Below are 1657 nucleotides of genomic sequence, written 5' to 3'. Positions count from 1 at the left end.
CCCGATCAGAGCGGGACCGACAGTGGCCTGCTATGCCTGATCATGCTGGCCAAGCTGCATGGCATCGCCGCCGACGCCCAACAATTGCAGCATCGCTCGGGCCGCCAGNCCTTCGGCGTACAGACCATCCTGCTGGGCGCACGTACGCTGGGCATGAAGGCCCGTTGCATCCGCCAGCGGCCCGGGCGGCTGGAACACACGCCCTTGCCGGCCATCGGCATCGATCATGCCGGGCGCTTTTTCGTGCTGGCCAAGCTTGATGTGGCAACCGGCCAGGACAATGCCCCTGTGCGCATCCTGATCCAGCAACCGGGGCAGCCGCCGCAGGTGATGTCGCGGGATGAATTTACCGCCTTCTGGTGTGGCCAGGTGATCCTGGTCACCAGCCAGGCCACCTACTCAGGAGAGTCGGCGCGCTTTGACTTCAGCTGGTTCATCCCGGCCGTGGTCAAGTACCGCAAGGTGCTGGGCGAGGTCTTGCTGATCTCGCTGGTGCTGCAGATCATCGGACTGGTGACGCCCTTGTTCTTCCAGGTGGTGATGGACAAGGTGTTGGTCAATCACGCCATGATGACCTTGAATGTGATCGCCGTCGGCCTGATTGCGGCGACGCTGTTCGAAGCGCTGCTGACCGGCATTCGCACCGCCATCTTCGCCAAGGCCAGCAGCAAGATCGACGTCGAACTGGGCGCGCGCCTGTTTGCCCATCTGTTGAGCCTGCCGCTGGCCTACTTCCAGGTGCGCCGTGCGGGCGATTCGATTGCCCGCGTACGCGAGCTGGAAAACATCCGCAGCTTCCTCACCAGCAATGCCATGACGCTGGTGCTGGACTTGGTGTTTTCCTTCATCTTCCTGGCGGTGATGCTTTGGTACAGCGTTCCCTTGAGCCTGATCGTGCTGGCTTCCATCCCGGTCTATCTGTTGCTGTCGCTGATCTTCACACCCATGCTGCGTTCGCGGCTCAACGACAAGTTCAACAAGAGCGCCGAGAACCAGTCCTTCCTGGTCGAGACCCTGACCGGCATGGACACCGTCAAGGCCATGGCAGTGGAGCCGCACTGGCAGAAGAAGTGGGACCAGCAACTGGCCGGTTATGTGGCGGCGGGCCTGACCACCACCAACATCAGCCTGTTGGCTAGCGGCAGCGTGAGCCTGGTCAGCAAGCTGGTGGGGGTGGGCATCATGTGGATGGGAGCCATGCAGGTGGTGGACAACCAGCTCTCGGTGGGCGAGCTGGTGGCCTTCAATATGCTGGCCGGGCAGGTGGCCGCACCGATCCTGCGGCTGGCGCAGTTGTGGAACGATTTCCAGCAGGTCGGCATTTCCATGAGTCGGCTGGCCGATGTGCTCGATGCCCGCAGCGAAGTGGCCGGTCAACGCACGCGCTTGCCGCGGGTGAGCGGGGCGATTGCCTTTGAGCGGGTGAATTTCCGTTATCGTCCCGAAGCACCCGAGGTCATTCGCGCACTATCGCTGCAGATCCAGCCGGGCGAGGTGATCGGCATCGTCGGTCGCTCCGGTTCCGGCAAGAGCACCCTGGCCAAGCTGGTGCAGCGGCTCTACGTGTGCGAGAGCGGGCGCATCAGCGTCGACGGCCAGGATATCGGCATCATCGATACCGCCTCGCTGCGCCGGCAGATCGGTGGGTGCGCAGAAA

1 protein-coding gene is annotated in these 1657 nt (G+C 63.0%); it reads left to right on the top strand.

The annotated features are described in order from the left end of the window. Positions 1–1657: ABC transporter transmembrane domain-containing protein (locus I5W_RS18900; RefSeq protein ID WP_305809661.1), on the top strand; the 1657-nt coding region annotated here is incomplete at both ends.

The organism is Herbaspirillum sp. B65, assembly GCF_000333555.1.
Classification (GTDB): Bacteria; Pseudomonadota; Gammaproteobacteria; order Burkholderiales; family Burkholderiaceae_D; genus Herbaspirillum; species Herbaspirillum rubrisubalbicans.
This window is presented reverse-complemented; position numbering and strand designations above follow the sequence as displayed.